Origin of the sequence: Streptomyces stelliscabiei (assembly GCF_014873495.1) — a bacterium.
Classification (GTDB): Bacteria; Actinomycetota; Actinomycetes; order Streptomycetales; family Streptomycetaceae; genus Streptomyces; species Streptomyces bottropensis.
Genome location: NZ_JADBGF010000001.1, coordinates 2612860 through 2629036 on the forward strand (window position 1 = coordinate 2612860; position 16177 = coordinate 2629036).

Annotated in this window: 14 protein-coding genes; 9 read left to right on the plus strand and 5 right to left on the minus strand. The window is 71.4% G+C overall.

The features are described from left to right. Window position 1 precedes the first annotated feature (1 nt). From H4687_RS11470 to H4687_RS11485, 4 genes are read left to right on the plus strand one after another with little or no spacing between them, the layout of a single operon-like run. A complete protein-coding gene (locus H4687_RS11470; protein WP_050398974.1) occupies window positions 2-835 on the plus strand; it encodes an aminoglycoside N(3)-acetyltransferase in 834 nt (277 codons plus the stop codon). Between the two features lie 10 nt (window positions 836-845). Then, the gene (locus H4687_RS11475; protein WP_046916170.1) at window positions 846-1769 is read left to right on the plus strand and encodes an ABC transporter ATP-binding protein; all 924 of its coding nucleotides are present in this window, start codon (window positions 846-848) and stop codon (window positions 1767-1769) included. After that, window positions 1766-2557 carry an ABC transporter permease gene (locus H4687_RS11480; RefSeq protein ID WP_046916169.1) on the plus strand — a complete coding sequence of 264 codons (792 nt, stop codon included), beginning with the start codon at window positions 1766-1768 and terminating at the stop codon, window positions 2555-2557. Before H4687_RS11475 ends, H4687_RS11480 begins: the two co-directional genes overlap by 4 nt. Window positions 2558-2616: 59 nt before the next feature. Continuing rightward, entirely contained in the window at window positions 2617-3630 is a 1014-nt protein-coding gene (locus tag H4687_RS11485; protein WP_046916168.1) for a COX15/CtaA family protein, read from the plus strand. Between the two features lie 27 nt (window positions 3631-3657). Here the strand turns inward: H4687_RS11485 and H4687_RS11490 are convergent, their stop codons facing one another. The 4 genes from H4687_RS11490 to H4687_RS11505 form a co-directional block, all read right to left on the minus strand. After that, on the minus strand, window positions 3658-4425 hold the full coding sequence (locus H4687_RS11490) for a DUF4111 domain-containing protein (protein ID WP_046916167.1): 768 nt from the start codon (window positions 4423-4425) through the stop codon (window positions 3658-3660). Between the two features lie 19 nt (window positions 4426-4444). Then, window positions 4445-5551 carry an amidohydrolase family protein gene (locus H4687_RS11495; protein ID WP_046916166.1) on the minus strand — a complete coding sequence of 369 codons (1107 nt, stop codon included), beginning with the start codon at window positions 5549-5551 and terminating at the stop codon, window positions 4445-4447. 55 nt (window positions 5552-5606) lie between these two features. Continuing rightward, on the minus strand, window positions 5607-5969 hold the full coding sequence (locus H4687_RS11500; protein WP_046916165.1) for a hypothetical protein: 363 nt from the start codon (window positions 5967-5969) through the stop codon (window positions 5607-5609). Between the two features lie 171 nt (window positions 5970-6140). Beyond that, a complete protein-coding gene (locus tag H4687_RS11505; protein ID WP_046916172.1) occupies window positions 6141-7097 on the minus strand; it encodes a heme o synthase in 957 nt (318 codons plus the stop codon). Between the two features lie 374 nt (window positions 7098-7471). Here H4687_RS11505 and tkt point away from each other — a divergent pair, with 374 nt between their 5' ends. Genes tkt through pgl form a run of 5 tightly spaced genes read left to right on the plus strand, consistent with a single transcriptional unit; the run spans window position 7472 to window position 14199 of the window. Next, window positions 7472-9559, plus strand: coding sequence for a transketolase (gene tkt / locus H4687_RS11510; protein WP_192781665.1), 2088 nt, complete (start codon window positions 7472-7474; stop codon window positions 9557-9559). A 35-nt stretch (window positions 9560-9594) separates the two neighbouring features. After that, window positions 9595-10713, plus strand: a complete 1119-nt coding sequence (tal, locus tag H4687_RS11515; RefSeq protein WP_046917589.1) for a transaldolase — start codon at window positions 9595-9597, stop codon at window positions 10711-10713. 5 nt (window positions 10714-10718) lie between these two features. Further along, window positions 10719-12242, plus strand: a complete 1524-nt coding sequence (gene zwf / locus H4687_RS11520; protein ID WP_046917590.1) for a glucose-6-phosphate dehydrogenase — start codon at window positions 10719-10721, stop codon at window positions 12240-12242. After that, window positions 12239-13420, plus strand: coding sequence for a glucose-6-phosphate dehydrogenase assembly protein OpcA (gene opcA, locus H4687_RS11525; protein ID WP_046917591.1), 1182 nt, complete (start codon window positions 12239-12241; stop codon window positions 13418-13420). The genes zwf and opcA overlap by 4 nt, the downstream gene beginning before the upstream one ends. After that, window positions 13417-14199: a 6-phosphogluconolactonase gene (gene pgl, locus H4687_RS11530; protein WP_046917592.1), complete on the plus strand. Its 783-nt coding sequence runs from the start codon at window positions 13417-13419 to the stop codon at window positions 14197-14199. The genes opcA and pgl overlap by 4 nt, the downstream gene beginning before the upstream one ends. A 190-nt stretch (window positions 14200-14389) precedes the next feature. Here the strand turns inward: pgl and H4687_RS11535 are convergent, their stop codons facing one another. After that, window positions 14390-15802, minus strand: a complete 1413-nt coding sequence (locus H4687_RS11535) for an MFS transporter (RefSeq protein WP_046917593.1) — start codon at window positions 15800-15802, stop codon at window positions 14390-14392. Window positions 15803-16177 lie beyond the last annotated feature (375 nt).

Below are 16177 nucleotides of genomic sequence, written 5' to 3' on the forward strand. Positions count from 1 at the left end.
CATGTCGACAACCCCTCCCACCGGCCCACTTGTCACCCGCGCCGGACTGGCGGCGGACCTGCGCGCCGCCGGTGTCGAACCCGGCGAGACCCTTCTCGTGCACTCCTCGCTCAGCGCGCTCGGCTGGGTCTGCGGAGGTGCCGTCGCGGTCGTCCGGGCGCTGCTCGACGCACTCGGTCCGGACGGCACCCTGGTCGTCCCCAGCCAGACCGGCGACCTCTCGGATCCCGCGCTCTGGTCCCGGCCACCGGTGCCGGAGGAGTGGTGGGAGCCCATTCGGGTCGCCATGCCCGGCTACGACCCCGCGATCACACCCAGCCGCGGGGTCGGGGTGATCCCCGAGACGGTACGGACCTGGCCGGGCGCCCGGCGCAGCGCGCACCCCCAGACCTCCTTCGCGGCGATCGGCCCGGCCGCGGCGGCGATCCTCGCGGACCACGCCCCCGACTGCCGCCTCGGCGAGCGCAGCCCGCTGGCCCGGCTGGAGCGGGCGGGCGCCCGGGTGCTGCTGCTCGGCGCGGGCTACGACACCTGCACCAGCTTCCACCTGGCCGAGTACCGGATACCCGCACCGCTGGTCGAGGTCGGCCGTCCGGGCCCGGACGGCTGGGAGGTGGTGACCGAGGTGTCGATCGACTCGGACCGGTTCGACGAACTGGGCCACGACTTCGAGCGCGACCTGGGCGTCCGCCGGACCAGGGTGGGAGGGGCGGACGCACGGCTGTTCCCGGTGGCCGACGCGGTGGCGTACGCCGAGCGCTGGCTCCCGGTGCACCGTCCCCGTGAGGAGGAGATCTCCGGACCCGGCCGCCTCGGCGCCCGGCCGCGTCCCTAGACTCGGCCCCATGCGAAGTGACCCCGTGGTCCAGGTCCGGTCCCTGGTGAAACGGTACGGCGACAAGACCGCGGTGGACGGCCTGGACCTGACGGCCCGAGCGGGCGTCACCGCCGTCCTCGGCCCCAACGGAGCGGGGAAGACGACCACGATCGAGACCTGCGAGGGCTACCGGAAGCCGGACTCCGGCTCGGTGTCGGTCCTCGGTCTCGACCCGGTCCGCGAGGCCGCGGCGCTGCGCCCCCGGATAGGCGTGATGCTGCAGTCCGGCGGCGTCTACTCCGGCGCCCGCGCCGACGAGATGCTCCGGCACGTGGCCAGGCTGCACGCCCACCCCCTCGACGTGGACGCCCTGATCGAGCGCCTGGGCCTCGACGGCTGCGGCCGTACGACCTACCGCCGGCTCTCCGGCGGCCAGCAGCAGCGGCTCGCCCTCGCGATGGCCGTGGTCGGCCGCCCCGAGCTGGTCTTCCTCGACGAGCCGACCGCCGGCCTCGACCCGCAGGCCCGCCGGGCCACCTGGGAGCTGATCCGGGACCTGCGCGCGGACGGCGTCTCGGTCATCCTCACCACGCACTACATGGACGAGGCCGAGCAGCTCGCGGACGACGTCGCGATCATCGACGGCGGCCGGGTCGTCGCCCAGGGCGCGCCCGAGGAGCTGTGCCGGGGCGGCGCCGAGAACACCCTGCGCTTCACCGGGCGCCCGGCCCTCGACGTCGGCTCCCTGCTCAAGGCCCTCCCGGCGGACTCCGCCGCCGCCGAACTGACGCCCGGCGTCTACCGGGTGACCGGCAAGATCAACCCGCAGCTCCTCGCGACCGTCACCTCCTGGTGCGCCCAGCACGGGGTGATGCCGGACCGGATCTCGGTGGAACGGCACACCCTGGAAGACGTTTTCCTGGAGCTGACCGGCAAGGAGCTGCGTTCATGACCGCGAGGACGAACACGGGCACCGGCACCGGCACGTACGCGCCGAAGCCGGGTGCCGCCCCCCTGTCGCGCATGATCGGGGCGCAGGCGGCCCTGGAGACGAGGATGCTGCTGCGCAACGGCGAGCAGCTGCTCCTGACGGTCGTCATCCCGACCCTGCTGCTGGTGCTGTTCGGCTCGGTGGACATCGTCGACACCGGCGAGGGCGAGGCGGTCGACTTCCTGACGCCCGGCATCCTGGCACTCGCCGTGATGTCGACGGCCTTCACCGGCCAGGCCATCGCCACGGGCTTCGAGCGCCGCTACGGCGTGCTGAAGCGGCTGGCCGTCTCACCGCTCCCCCGCTGGGGCCTGATGACCGCGAAGACCCTGTCCGTGCTGGTCACGGAGATCCTCCAGGTCGTCCTGCTCACCGTGATCGCCTTCGCGATGGGCTGGAACCCGCACGGCAACCCCTTCGCCGTGCTGCTCCTGCTCGTCCTCGGTACGGCCGCCTTCTCGGGACTCGGCCTGCTGATGGCGGGCACGCTGAAGGCGGAGGCGACGCTCGCGGCGGCGAACCTGGTCTTCCTGCTGCTGCTCGTGGGCGGCGGTGTCGTCGTCCCGCTGGACAAGTTCCCGGACGCGGCCCAGAGCGTGCTCCACCTGCTGCCGATCTCCGCGCTGTCGGACGGGCTGCGGGACGTCCTCCAGGACGGCGCGGGCATGCCGTGGGGCGACCTCGGGATCCTCGCCGTCTGGTCGGTGCTCGGGCTGGGCGCGGCGGCTCGGTTCTTCCGCTGGGAGTAAGCGCAGCTCAGCGCCCCGGCCGTACCCTCGTGAACGCGTGCACAAGCGGCACGCCTACCATGGTGGGCGTGCCGAAACCGACCCGCGACGACCTCGTCTCCGCTGCGCGCAACCCGCTCGCCTTCATCGCCGACCGCTGGACCCCGGACCCCAGAACGGTCCGCCGGGCGGCCCTCGCCGCCCTCGTCATGGCGGTGGTCATCGTGGTGACCGGCGGTGCCGTGCGGCTCACCGGGTCGGGCCTCGGCTGCCCGACCTGGCCCAAGTGCACCGACGACTCGCTCACCGCGACCCGTGAGATGGGCGTCCACGGCTACATCGAGTTCGGCAACCGCATGCTGACGTACGTGCTGTGCGCGGCGGTCGGCTGGGCGATCGTCGCCGCGCGCTCGCAGAAGCCGTACCGGCGCAGCCTGACCCGGCTGGGCTGGGCGCAGTTCTGGGTCGTCATGGGCAACGCGGTGCTCGGCGGCATCGTCGTCCTGGTCGGCCTCAACCCGTACACGGTGGCCGCGCACTTCCTGCTCTCCACCGCGCTCATCGCCGTGGCCGCCGTGATGTGGCACCGCACCGGCGAGGGCGACACCGCCCCGCGTCCGGTGGTCGGCCAGGCGGTGCGGCAGCTGGTGGCGATCCTGGTGGGTGTCACGCTGCTGCTGATCGCGGTGGGCACGGTCGTCACGGGCGCCGGTCCGCACGCGGGTGACTCCAGCAAGGTCCATCGCATCCCGCTGAACTGGGAGAACGTCACCAAGCTGCACGCCGTGCTGGCCTGGATCGTGGTGACGCTCGCCTTCGCCCTGTGGTTCGTCCTGAAGGCGGTGGACGCCCCGCGCGAACCGCTGAACCGCACCCGCGACCTGTTCCTGGTCCTCCTCGCCCAGGGCGCCGTCGGCTACGTCCAGTACTTCACCGACCTCCCCGAGATCCTGGTCGGCGCCCACATGCTGGGTTCCTGCCTGGTGTGGATCGCGACCCTGCGGGTGCTGCTGTCCCTGCGGGAACGGCCGGCGGACGGGGCGGACGCGCCGGGACCGGCCGCCACGGAGACGCCGGTCGCCGCGCACGGCTGAGTCAGGGACGGGCCCGCGCCCGCCGCGTCAGCCGTACGTCCGTACGAGGTTCTCGATCGCGGGGGCCAGGAACAGGCGGGTCAGCTCGCCCCGGTGCCGCACCTCCTCGGTCCGCTGCCCGTACCGGCGCCGCCTGATGTCCTCGACCACCTCGGCCGGCGCGTCCAGGGTGGGCAGCAGGTCCAGGGCCTCGCGCTTGGAGATCAGCCGGCCCTCGCGCAGGGTGGCGGTGGCGCGGGCGAAGGTGAGCAACCCCAGGTCGACCCAGATGTCCTGGTCCCACAGGTGGGCCCTGTCGAGTGCCGGGCGCCAGAACTCCCGCTGGTCGCGGACGACGAAGGCGTCCAGCTCGGTGTCGGAGACCGGCGGCAGCACCGCCCCGGGCGGTTCGCCGTGCAGGACGAGGCCGAAGGTGTGCAGCTCGCGCCGGGTGACCGGGGTGACCGTACGCCGGAACAGCCGCTCGTGCGCCCAGGTGAGGTGCGGGCGCCCGGCGTCGGCCGCCGTGGGGGGCGTCAGATACGTGCAGTGCAGATTCGCCGCCTGCGGCGCGTGGCGCAGGCGGGCGTGCAGACGTCCCGCCCGCCAGACGGTCCGGGCGGTGACCGGGCCCTCCAGGACGGCGATCAGGTCCAGGTCGCTGCGGCCCTCCTGGTAGTCGCCGCCGCCGAGGGAACCGTGGGCCCAGACGGCGAGCGGGGCGAGGTCCCGCAGTTCGTCGAGGAAGCGTCCGACCAGGGCCGCGGTCCCGGTCGCGGTGGCGGGTAAGCCGGCGGTCGCGTCGCTGTCTGTCATGCGGGCCAGTCTCGCCCGCTCAATCCAGCCCGTACACCCGCCGGGCGTTCCCCGCCGCGATCAGTCCCGCCACGCGCTGCGCGTCCACCGGTGACCAGGCCCCCTCCGCCACCCAGGTCCCCAGCACCCGGGCCAGCGCCTCACGGAACAGCCGGGCCCCGACCACGTGCAGCTCGGGCAGGCCGTGGGCGCCGCTGGAGAAGAGGAGCTTGCCGAAGGGGGCGAGTTCGAGGACTTCGGCGAGCACGGCGGCGGCCCGGGCGCCGGTGCGCACGAGTTCGGCGCCCAGGTCGACGTGGACGTGCGGGAAGACCCCGGCGAGGTGGGCCGCGTGACGGTGGTACGGGTAGCCGTGGAGCAGGACCAGGTCGGTGCCGAGGCCCGCCGTGGCGCGGGCGAAGTCGGTCAGCAGGACGGGATCGGTGGCGTCGATGCGCAGGCCGGGTTCGCCGAGGCCCGCGTGGAGCTGCAGGGGACGGCCCGAGGCTACGGCGATCCACAGCAGTTGGCGCAGGAGGACGGGGTCGGTGAGCGCCCCGCCGACCGGCCGGTGCGCCAGCCAGCGCCCCACCGCACCGCGCACCTCCCCCGGGCCGGGCGGCTCGGGCGCGAACGCCAGGCCGTGCCGTACGCCCGCCACCGAGGTGAAGGCGACGGCGTTCGCGGCGGCCGCGTGCACCGACTCGGCGAGGTTGGCCAGGAACGACTCGACGGTGCCGGAGGTGTCGGCGACCTGTTCGGCGAGGAGTTCGAGGCGGACGATCTCGTGGGCGTCCGCCTCTCCCGTGGAGGCCATCTCGCCCGGCCCGGTGAGGTCGCCGGGCAGCCCCGTGTCGACGAGGTAGGTCGTGATGCCGCTGCCCCGCAGGAGCCTGCGGCCGGCCTCCAGGACGCCCAGTTCGCGGCGCCGGGCCAGATAGCGGGCCGGCGGGCAGTGCGGTTCCAGGCCGAGCAGGGGCGGGCACCAGCGGCGTACGGCGAAACCCGTCTGGGTGTCGAAGAAGGTGGTGCCGGGCGCGGGCGGGCCCTCGCTGCGCGCGAGGTGGGCCTCGAAGGTGCCGAGGCCCAGCTCCGTGCGCAGTACGCCGTGGCAGTACTGGTCCACGAGGGACGGCGTTTCGATCATCCGGGCTCCCCGAGGCCGACTCCGTCGTTCACGGGGCCTAACGGGTGAGCCGGGCTCAGGTGTTGCTGTTCTTCGGACCGCCGACCTGGATTCCGGCCATGCGCGACCACTCGTAGGGGCCGGTGGTGACCTTGGCCGCGAACTCGCCGTCGAAGTCCTCGTGGACGGTGACGCCGGACTTCCGCACGGCGGCCTCAGCGATGGCGTGGGTGGGGGCCACGAGGTCGCCCCAGCCGCCGTCCTCGCCGACCAGGACGATCCGGGCGCCGATCTGGCCGATGTAGGCGACCTGGGCCTCGGCTCCTCCGTGGGCCTTGGCGAAGGTGCCGATCTGCTTGGCCAGCCGGGTCGCGCGGCGCTCGGCCTTCGCGGCGGCCTTGGCTTCCTTGGCCTCGTCTGCCTGCTTCGTGTCTGACATGGTCAGGATGCTACCGATGGGTACTGCGGGCGGCGACGGTGGCCCGAGTGGGCTTCGCCACTCGCCGTTGCGCGTTGCGGTGAGTGGGTGCGTGAGGCCCGTCGTGGTTGCTCGCGCCCACGCGGCGGAGCCGCACATCGATACAGCCCCGCGCCCCTTACCGGGCGGGCCTCAGCGCAGGAAGGGGTCCACCGCGACCGCCACGAAGAGCAGCGACACGTAGGTGATCGACCAGTGGAACAGGCGCATCTCCTTGAGCTTGCCGCCGGTCGCGCCGCCCTTCGCGCGGTTCTGGAGGGCGTGCGCCTCCCAGAGCCACCAGCCGCCGGTGACCGCGGCGACCGCGGTGTAGAACCAGCCGGTGTAGCCGAGGGGGGTCAGCATCAGGGAGACGGCGACCATCACCCAGCTGTAGAGGACGATCTGGCGCGCGACGACCTTGTTGGAGGCGACCACCGGGAGCATCGGGACGCCGACCCGGGCGTAGTCGTCCTTCACCTTCATGGACAGGGGCCAGTAGTGCGGCGGGGTCCAGAAGAAGATGACGAGGAAGAGGATGACCGCGGCCCACGACATCGAGTTCGTGACGGCGGACCAGCCGATGAGGACGGGCATGCAGCCGGCGATGCCGCCCCAGACGATGTTCTGGGACGTACGCCGTTTGAGGATCATCGTGTAGACGACGACGTAGAAGAGGAGCGCCCCGAGTGACAGCCAGGCGGACAGCCAGTTGACGAGGAGTCCGAACCAGGCGGTGGAGACGGCCGCGAGGGTGAGGCCGAAGACCAGGCCCTCACGCGGGGTGACCATGCCGGTGACCAGGGGGCGCTGCGACGTGCGCTCCATGAGTGCGTCGATGTCCCGGTCGATGTACATGTTGAGCGCGTTGGCGCCGCCCGCCGAGAGGTAACCGCCGACGCAGGTGGCGAGCACCAGCCAGAGGTCCGGGACGCCCTGTTCCGCCAGGAACATCACCGGAACCGTGGTGATCAGCAGCAGTTCGATGATCCGCGGCTTCGTGAGCGCCACGAAGGCCATGACGCGGGCCCCGATCGGCCGCTGACCCCGGCTGCTGCTCGTGCTGCTCGCGCCCAGCACGCCCGGTGGACGGGATTCGACGGCCGTCACGCACACCCCTGACAGAGACTCCTCAGCAAGCCTCCGGATGTGAACTCCCCGTGACGGCTCGCGCGTACCACGCCACTGTAGACGTTGCCCAGAGCCAGCCTTTCAAGGGGGTGGGGTCGTGTTTGGGGGTGCCCCGCGGCGAGCCGGACACACTTGCGTTGAGCAGTCGGATGAGCGGGTCCGTATTCAGATGTCGAACAGCGGAACCCCCTGGTCTCAGCATGCGAACCGCTGGTCGGGAGGCGGACGGGACACAGTCCCGGCAGTCTGGAATGGCTCGAAAAGATGCGCGTTCCTACGGGGGTAGGCTCGACAACGGCCGGTGCCGTTGTGAACACCGGCACGACACATGTGGAGAGGAGCCCTGACCCAGGGTGAGCACCAAGCCGACCACTACAGCCCTCGCGTGGACCGAATTGGACCAGCGGGCCGTCGACACCGCCCGGATCCTGGCCGCCGACGCCGTCCAGAAGGTCGGCAACGGCCATCCGGGGACGGCGATGAGCCTCGCGCCCGCCGCGTACACCCTCTTCCAGAAGGTGATGCGCCATGACCCCGCCGACCCCGACTGGGTGGGCCGTGACCGGTTCGTCCTGTCCGCGGGCCACTCCTCGCTGACCCTGTACATCCAGCTGTACCTGGGGGGTTTCGGCCTGGAGCTGGCTGATCTGGAGTCCTTCCGCACCTTCGGTTCCAAGACCCCGGGCCATCCCGAGTACGGGCACACCAGGGGTGTGGAGACGACGACGGGGCCGCTGGGCCAGGGGGTGGCCAACGCGGTGGGCATGGCGATGGCCGCCCGTTACGAGCGCGGCCTGTTCGACCCGGAAGCCGCGGTCGGGGAGTCGCCGTTCGACCACCACGTCTTCGCCATCGCCGGTGACGGCTGCCTGCAGGAGGGCATCTCCGCCGAGGCGTCCTCGCTGGCCGGGCACCAGAAGCTCGGCAACCTGGTGCTGCTGTGGGACGACAACCACATCTCCATCGAGGGTGACACCGAGACGGCCGTCTCCGAGGACGTCACCAAGCGGTACGAGGCCTACGGCTGGCACGTGCAGCGGGTGGAGCCCAAGGAGAACGGCGACCTCGACCCGGTCGCGCTGTTCGCGGCGATCGAGGCGGCGAAGGCGGTCACCGACAGGCCCTCCTTCATCGCGATGCGTTCGATCATCGCCTGGCCGGCCCCGCACGCGCAGAACACCGAGGCCGCGCACGGCTCGGCGCTCGGCGCGGACGAGGTCGCCGCCACCAAGCAGGTGCTGGGCTTCGACCCGGAGAAGAGCTTCGATGTCGCGGACGAGGTCATCGCGCACACGCGTGCCCTGGGCGAGCGCGGCCGTGAGGCGCGTGCGGTGTGGGACAAGCAGCTGCAGGAGTGGCGGGACGGCAACGCCGGGCGGGCCTCCGAGTTCGACCGGATCAGCGCGGGCGAGCTGCCCGAGGGCTGGGAGTCGCACCTGCCGGAGTTCGAGACGGGCAAGGGTGTCGCCACGCGCGCCGCGTCCGGCAAGGTCCTCCAGGCGCTCGGCGCGGTGATCCCGGAGCTGTGGGGCGGCTCCGCCGACCTCGCCGGGTCCAACAACACCACGATCGACAAGACGTCGTCGTTCCTCCCCGCGGACAACCCGCTGCCCGAAGCCGATCCGTACGGGCGCACGGTCCACTTCGGTATCCGTGAGCACTCCATGGCCGCGGAGATGAACGGCATCGCGCTGCACGGCAACACCCGTATCTACGGCGGCACGTTCCTGGTCTTCTCCGACTACATGCGCAACGCCGTGCGCCTGTCGGCGTTGATGCATCTGCCGGTGACGTACGTGTGGACGCACGACTCCATCGGTCTGGGCGAGGACGGCCCCACGCACCAGCCGGTCGAGCATCTGGCCTCGCTGCGGGCGATCCCGGGTCTGAACGTGGTCCGTCCGGCCGACGCCAACGAGACGGCCATCGCCTGGCGCGAGATCCTCAGGCGCTGGACCAAGGAGTTCGGCAAGGGCGCCCCGCACGGTCTGGCGCTGACCCGTCAGGGCGTGCCGACGTACGAGGCCGACGAGGATGCCGCCAAGGGCGGTTACGTGCTCTTCGACGCGTCGAACGGCGCGCCGGAGGTCGTCCTCATCGCCACGGGCTCCGAGGTGCATGTGGCCGTCGAGGCCCGCGAGCGGCTGGAGGCCGACGGTGTGCCCACGCGGGTGGTGTCCATGCCGTGCGTGGAGTGGTTCGAGGAGCAGGACCAGGGGTACCGGGAGAGCGTTCTGCCGCCGTCCGTCAAGGCGCGTGTCGCGGTCGAGGCCGGTATCGGACTGACCTGGCACAAGTACGTCGGCGACGCCGGCCGCATCGTTTCGCTGGAGCACTTCGGCGCTTCGGCCGACGGCAAGGTCCTCTTCCAGGAGTTCGGCTTCACCGCGGAGAACGTGGCCGCGGTCGCGCGGGAATCGCTCGCAGCCGCTCAGCGCTGACGCTCTACACACGACACGTAGGAGATGGAATTTCCATGACAGACGCACTCAAGCGCCTCTCCAAGGAGGGCGTCGCGATCTGGCTGGACGACCTGTCGCGCAAGCGCATCACGTCCGGCAACCTCGCCGAGCTGCTCGACCAGCAGCACGTCGTGGGCGTCACCACCAACCCGTCGATCTTCCAGAAGGCGATCAGCAGCGGTGACGGCTACGAGCAGCAGGTCTCCGACCTCGCCGCCCGCAAGGTCACCGTCGAAGAGGCCATCCGCATGATCACGACGGCGGACGTCCGCGACGCCGCCGACATCCTGCGCCCGGTCTTCGACGCGACCGGCGGACAGGACGGCCGGGTCTCCATCGAGGTCGACCCGCGCCTGGCGCACGACACCAAGGCCACGGTGGCCGAGGCCAAGCAGCTGGCCTGGCTGGTGGACCGGCCCAACACGCTGATCAAGATCCCGGCCACGATGGGCGGCCTGCCGGCCATCACCGAGGTCATCGGCCTCGGGATCAGCGTCAACGTCACGCTGATCTTCTCGCTGGAGCGCTACCGCCAGGTCATGGACGCCTACCTGGCCGGCCTGGAGAAGGCCAAGGAGCGCGGCCTGGACCTGTCGAAGATCCACTCGGTGGCGTCCTTCTTCGTGTCCCGCGTGGACACCGAGATCGACAAGCGCATCGACGCCCTCGGCACCGACGAGGCCAAGGCCGCCCGCGGCAAGGCCGGTGTCGCCAACGCGCGTCTGGCGTACCAGGCGTACGAGGAGGTCTTCTCCACCGACCGCTGGAGCGCACTGGAGAGCGCGGGCGCCAACAAGCAGCGTCCGCTGTGGGCCTCGACCGGCGTCAAGGACCCGGCGTACAAGTCGACGCTGTACGTCGACGAGCTGGTCGCGCCGAACACGGTGAACACCATGCCGGAGGCCACGCTGGAGGCCACCGCCGAGAGCGGTGAGATCCGCGGCAACGCGATCGCCGGGACGTACGAGCAGTCGCGTGCCGAGCTGGACGCGGTCGAGAAGCTCGGGATCTCGTACGACGAGGTCGTCCAACTGCTGGAGGAGGAGGGCGTCGAGAAGTTCGAGGCGTCCTGGAACGACCTGCTCAAGTCGACCGAGGCGGAGCTTCGGCGCCTCGCACCCTCGGAGGGCTGAACACCTTGTCGAGCAGCAATCCGCTGCGTGACGCCGCGGACCGACGGCTCCCGCGTATCGCGGGGCCGTCGGGCCTGGTCATCTTCGGCGTCACAGGCGATTTGTCACGTAAAAAGCTGATGCCTGCCGTGTACGACCTCGCCAACCGCGGACTGCTGCCGCCGGGCTTCTCGCTCGTCGGCTTCGCACGCCGGGAGTGGGCCAACGAGGACTTCGCGCAGGAGGTGCACGACGCGGTCAAGGAGCACGCGCGCACGCCCTTCCGCGAGGAGGTCTGGCAGCAGCTCATCCAGGGCATGCGGTTCGTCCAGGGCACCTTCGACGACGACGAGTCCTTCGAGCGGCTGCGCGACACCATCGAGGAGCTGGACAAGGCGCAGGGCACGGGCGGCAACTTCGCCTTCTACCTGTCCGTGCCGCCCTCCGCGTTCCCGGTGGTGATCCAGCAGCTGAAGAAGCACGGCCTGGCCGACCAGAGCAGCGGCTCATGGCGGCGCGCGGTCATCGAGAAGCCGTTCGGGCACAACCTGGAGTCGGCCGAGGATCTCAACAAGGTCGTCCACGAGGTCTTCGCCCCGGACCAGGTCTTCCGCATCGACCACTACCTGGGCAAGGAGACCGTCCAGAACATCCTGGCGCTCCGCTTCGCCAACACGATGTTCGAGCCGATCTGGAACCGGTCCTTCGTCGACCACGTGCAGATCACGATGGCCGAGGACATCGGCATCGGCGGCCGGGCGGGTTACTACGACGGTATCGGCGCCGCCCGTGATGTCATCCAGAACCACCTGCTGCAGCTGATGGCGCTGACCGCGATGGAGGAGCCCGCCTCCTTCGACGCGGACGCGCTCGCGGCCGAGAAGACCAAGGTGCTCGGCGCGGTGAAGCTGCCGAAGGACCTGGGCCGGGACACCGTGTTCGCGCAGTACGCGGCCGGCTGGCAGGGCGGCGAGAAGGTCATCGGCTACCTCGAAGAGGACGGCATCGACCGCAAGTCGAAGACCGACACCTACGCGGCGATCAAGGTGCAGGTGGACAACCGCCGTTGGGCGGGCGTCCCGTTCTACCTGCGGACGGGCAAGCGCCTGGGCCGCCGGGTCACCGAGATCGCGGTGGTCTTCCAGCGTGCCCCGCACTCCCCCTTCGACTCCACCGCCACCGAGGAACTGGGCCAGAACGCGATCGTCATCCGCGTCCAGCCCGACGAGGGCGTGACGGTCCGCTTCGGCTCCAAGGTGCCCGGCACGTCGATGGAGATCCGGGACGTGTCGATGGACTTCGCCTACGGCGAGTCCTTCACCGAGTCCTCGCCCGAGGCGTACGAGCGTCTCATTCTCGACGTCCTGCTCGGCGACTCGAACCTCTTCCCGCGCACCGAGGAGGTCGAGCTGTCCTGGAAGATCCTCGACCCGATCGAGGAGTACTGGGACAAGAGCGGCAGGCCCGCGCAGTACCAGGCGGGCACCTGGGGTCCCGTCGAGGCGGACCAGATGCTGCAACGAGACGGACGGAGCTGGCGCCGGCCATGAAGACGGACCTCACGGACACCACGGCCAGCAAGATCAACAAGGCGCTGGTGAAGGCCCGCCGGGAGATAGGGACCCCGGCGGTCGGCATGGTGCTCACGCTGGTCATCGTGACGGACGAGGAGAACGCGTACGACGCGCTCAAGTCCGCCAACGACGCCTCCCGCGAGCACCCCTCGCGCACGATCGTGGTCATCAAGCGTGTCTCCCGCTCCCCCCGGGACCGCACCAAGTCCCGCCTCGACGCCGAGGTACGGGTGGGCGCGGACGCCGGCACCGGTGACACGGTCGTCCTGCGGCTGTACGGCGAGGTCGCGGACCACGCCCAGTCGGTCGTGCTCCCGCTGCTGCTGCCGGACGCGCCGGTGGTCGTCTGGTGGCCGGTCAACGCGCCGCTCGACCCGGCCCGCGACCCGCTGGGCGCGCTCGGCCAGCGCCGGGTGACCGACAGCTACGCCGCCGAGAAGCCCATCGATGAGCTGCGGAGCCGCGCCGACAACTACGAGCCCGGCGACACGGATCTGGCCTGGACCCGGATCACCCCCTGGCGCTCCATGCTGGCCGCCGCGCTCGACCAGGTGGACTGCGAGGTCATCTCCGCGGAGGTGCAGGGCGAGCAGTACAACCCGAGTGTGGAGCTGCTGGCGATGTGGCTGGCGGACCGCCTCCACGTCCACGTACGGCGGGGGGTGTCGGCCGGGCCCGGCCTCAACGAGGTACGGATGCTCACCAGCACCGGTCCCATCCGGCTGTACCGCCCCGCCGGGGGGCTCGCCCTCCTCACGCTGGAGGGCCAGCCGGACCGGGCGGTCGCGCTGAAACGCCGCGAGACGTCCGAGCTGCTGGCGGAGGAGCTGCGCAGGCTCGACCCCGACGACACGTACGCGTCGGCGCTGCGGTTCGGGGTGGACCGGCTGGGCGGGGCGCTGGGGAGCACGGCCGGCGGTGGGCCGACGGCTTCGGCTTCGGTCACCTCGTCCGCATCGGCCGACGGTTCGGCTTCGGCCGGCGCTGCGGCCGGCGCTTCGGCTTCGGCTTCCGGCTCCGTGCCGGCGTTGCCGGCGGGGGCGCCGTCGACTCCGTCCTCCTCGGCGGGATCTCCGGGGCCGGCCGGTGGCGAGGACTCCGAGCGGCCCACGCCGGCGCAGATGCCGCCCGTGAAGAAGGCGGCCGCGCCGTGAGCACCCCGCAGCTGGTCGTGCACCGCGACAAGGAGCTGATGGCTCAGGCCGCGGCGGCCCGGCTGATCACCAAGGTCGTGGACGCGCAGGCTTCGCGCGGCTACGCCTCGGTGGTCCTCACGGGCGGCCGCAACGGCAACGGGCTGCTCGCCGCGCTGGCCACGGCGCCCGCCCGGGACGCGATCGACTGGGGCCGGCTGGATCTGTGGTGGGGCGACGAACGGTTCCTGCCCGAGGGTGACGCCGAGCGGAATGTCACCCAGGCCCGGGAGGCGCTGCTTGACTCGGTGCCGCTGGATCCGAGGCGGGTGCACGCCATGCCCGCGTCGGACGGGCCGTGGGGTGCCGATGTGGGTGCGGCGGCCTCGGCGTACGCGCAGGAGCTGGCGCGGGCGGCGGGGCCCGAGAACCACGGGACCGTGCCGACGTTCGACGTGCTGATGCTCGGGGTCGGGCCGGACACCCATGTGGCCTCGCTCTTCCCCGAGTTGCCGGCCGTGCGGGAGACCGAGCGGACGGTGGTGGGCGTGCATGGCGCGCCGAAGCCGCCGCCGACGCGGGTCACGCTGACGCTGCCCGCGATCCGGGCCGCGCGTGAGGTGTGGCTGCTCGCCGCCGGGGAGGACAAGGCGGCGGCCGCGGCCATCGCGTTGTCCGGTGCGGGGGAGATCCAGGCGCCGGCCGCGGGTGCGTACGGGCGGTCGCGGACCTTGTGGCTACTGGATTCGGCCGCGGCGTCCCAGCTGCCGCGGTCCTTGTATCCGCCTGCCTCGCCGTAGCTCCGTTCGGGTGCGGGTCCGGTGGGGGCCGGTCGCGCAGTTCCCCCGCTCCTGAAAAGCACGGGCTGCGCCCCGCGCTTTTCAGGAGCGTGTCGTTCAGGCCCGCAGGCACCTGGGCTTTCCGGGGCGCGGGGAACTGCGCGAGAAGCCCCACCGGACCCGCACCCGACAACGCACCCCACTCAAGCCGTCAGGACGCGAAGTCGTCCTCACGGGTCTCCGGCAGCGCCCACACGCACAGCAGACTCACCAGGCACAACCCACCGGTGTAGCACCCGAGCACCAGCGGCGACGACCACTGACTGTTCAGCCAGGTCGCGACGAGCGGAGCGAAGCCGCCGCCCAGCGTGTTGGCCAGGATGAACGCCGCCGACGCCCCCGTGTACCGCACCCTCGCCGGGAACAGCTCCGCGAGGAACGCCGCCGCCGGGGAGAACATCAGGGCGAGCAGCATGAGCCCGACCGTGTACGCGCCGGTGATGACGAACGCGTCGCCCGTGCTGAGGGACGCGTACATGGGAACGGACCACACCACGCAGCCGGCCGCGCCCGCCAGCATCAGCGGCCGGCGCCCGATCCGGTCGGCGAGCCGCGCGACCGGCAGCGTGATCGCGATCCCGGCCGCCGCCCCCACGCTGGCGGCGGTGAGCATCGTGTTCTGCGGGATGCCGAGCGATTTCGGACCGTAGGACAGGCTGTAGACGATCGTCAGGTAGTACACGGCCGAGCCGCCGATCGCCGCGCCCGTGCCGAGCAGCAGCCGGCGCGGGTGGCGCGCGACGAGCGTCCCGAGCGGAAAGCGCGACGCCGGGGAGCCCGCTGATCCGGGAGAGGCCGGGGACGCCGGGGACGCCGCCGGGGGCGAGCCCGTGAACACCGGCGACTCCGACACCGTCGTCCGTACCCACAGCCCGACCAGGACGAGCACCGCGCTGAGCAGGAACGGCACGCGCCAGGCCCACTCCGTGAAGCCCTCGCGGCCCACGATGTTCAGAGTGGGGAGGATGACGGCGGTGGAGAGCAGGAAGCCGAGCGAGGGGCCGACGTTGGGTATGGCGGCGTACAGCGCGCGGCGGCCGGGCGGGGCGTGTTCGGCGGCCAGCAGGACCGCGCCACCCCACTCGCCGCCCATGCTGACGCCCTGCAGCAGACGGAGGGTCACCAGGAGGACGGGAGCGAGGAGTCCGGCGGTCTCGTAGGTCGGCAGGAGGCCGACGCCGACCGTCGCGAGGCCCATGAGCAGCAGGGAGGCGACCAGGGCGCGGCGGCGGCCCAGCCGGTCGCCGATCGTGCCGAAGAGGACGACGCCGAGGGGGCGGGACAGGAAGGCCGCGGCGAAGGTGAGGAACGCGGCGAGGGTGGAGACGGTCGCGTTGCCGGAGGGGAAGAACGCGGGTCCGAGGACGAGCGCGGAGGCCGTGCCGTAGACGGCGAAATCGTAGTACTCGATGGTGGTGCCGATGAGGCTCGCGGCGGCGACCTTGGGCGCCTTGCTCGGCCCGGCCGGCGGCGAGGCGGCAGGCGTCGGGGAGGCCGACGACGGTAACGCGACCGATCCGGGGTCCACGGCCTCGGAGACGGTCCCGGGCGGGGATTCGGGCATGGGGGCTCACTTCCGGTACGCCCGGACGAATGTCTCGGGTGCAGAGGGGGACGGCCACGCATGAAACACGAACCGGAGTGTGACTGTCACCCTAGGCCGCGTAATTCGATCCCCACAAGGAAGTCTCGGAAATGGCAGTCCGGATCCCCGTCGAATTGTTTCGACAGGCCCGTAGGTGGCGTTTACTCGCGACAATGGTGAATAGGGCATGTGATCCCGCGTGATCCCTATGTGATCCGTGTGATCCCGCTATGCCTGCGGACAGGTCGGCAGAATGTGCCACGAACACCACCTTCGGGCGGCGTCAACCCGGTAGGCGCTGTCAAGTCGTTATCAAATAATCATGTGGCGACCTGCATAAAAATTGCCCGCAGG

Excerpts from the sequence above, each read along its gene's own strand:
- H4687_RS11470 (WP_050398974.1), top strand. The coding sequence starts at position 2 with ATGTCGACAACCCCTCCCACCGGCCCACTTGTCACCCGCGCCGGACTG.
- H4687_RS11475 (WP_046916170.1), top strand. The coding sequence starts at position 846 with ATGCGAAGTGACCCCGTGGTCCAGGTCCGGTCCCTGGTGAAACGGTAC.
- H4687_RS11480 (WP_046916169.1), top strand. The coding sequence starts at position 1,766 with ATGACCGCGAGGACGAACACGGGCACCGGCACCGGCACGTACGCGCCG.
- H4687_RS11485 (WP_046916168.1), top strand. The coding sequence starts at position 2,617 with ATGGTGGGCGTGCCGAAACCGACCCGCGACGACCTCGTCTCCGCTGCG.
- H4687_RS11490 (WP_046916167.1), bottom strand. The coding sequence starts at position 4,425 with ATGACAGACAGCGACGCGACCGCCGGCTTACCCGCCACCGCGACCGGG.
- H4687_RS11495 (WP_046916166.1), bottom strand. The coding sequence starts at position 5,551 with ATGATCGAAACGCCGTCCCTCGTGGACCAGTACTGCCACGGCGTACTG.
- H4687_RS11500 (WP_046916165.1), bottom strand. The coding sequence starts at position 5,969 with ATGTCAGACACGAAGCAGGCAGACGAGGCCAAGGAAGCCAAGGCCGCC.
- tal (WP_046917589.1), top strand. The coding sequence starts at position 9,595 with ATGACAGACGCACTCAAGCGCCTCTCCAAGGAGGGCGTCGCGATCTGG.
- opcA (WP_046917591.1), top strand. The coding sequence starts at position 12,239 with ATGAAGACGGACCTCACGGACACCACGGCCAGCAAGATCAACAAGGCG.
- H4687_RS11535 (WP_046917593.1), bottom strand. The coding sequence starts at position 15,802 with ATGCCCGAATCCCCGCCCGGGACCGTCTCCGAGGCCGTGGACCCCGGA.